1 protein-coding gene is annotated in these 525 nt (G+C 77.5%); it reads right to left on the bottom strand.

The window, feature by feature from the left end; genetic code table 11:
- A partial coding sequence (locus QOL99_RS17530) for a sensor histidine kinase (protein WP_285525693.1) occupies window positions 1–525 on the bottom strand: 525 nt, incomplete at both ends.

The raw sequence follows: 525 nt of genomic DNA, 5'->3' as shown, positions 1-525 counted from the left end.
TGCCCGCCCCCCGCCGGACTGGGAGCGGCGCGGCTGGCGTCGGGGCGGTAAAAGGCCTCGCCCAGCCGGGCCAGGGTCGGGGCGTCCACACCGGGGCCGTCGTCGCGGACCTCGATCTCGGCCCCGCCCGAGCCGTCCCCACGCACCGTGACGGTCACTGCGGCGCCGGGCGCGTGCAGCAGCGCGTTCGCGGTGAGGTTCCACACCGCCTGTCCCAGCAGCACCCGGTCGCCGTAGGCGGTCAGGGCCTGCGGCGCGATCAGGTCCACGTCGGCCTCCGGGGACAGCTCGCGGGCACGGTCCACCGCCTCGGCCGCGAGGTCGCGCAGGGGCACGGCCTCCCGCGACAGGGCCGCCGGGTCACGGGCGAGCAGCAGGAGGTGGTTGGTGAGGGTTGAGAGCCGCGTCAGGTCGGTGCCCAGTTCGCGCAGCTCGGCGCGGTAGCGTTCCGGCCCGCGGTCGCGGGTCAAGGCGGCGTCCACCCGCGCGGTGAGGGCCGCCAGCGGCGAGCGCAGGTCGTGGGCG

Origin of the sequence: Deinococcus rhizophilus, assembly GCF_030271215.1 — a bacterium.
GTDB lineage: Bacteria > Deinococcota > Deinococci > Deinococcales > Deinococcaceae > Deinococcus > Deinococcus rhizophilus.
Note: the sequence above shows the minus strand (reverse complement) of the source record. Positions and strands in the feature narration are given on the sequence as shown.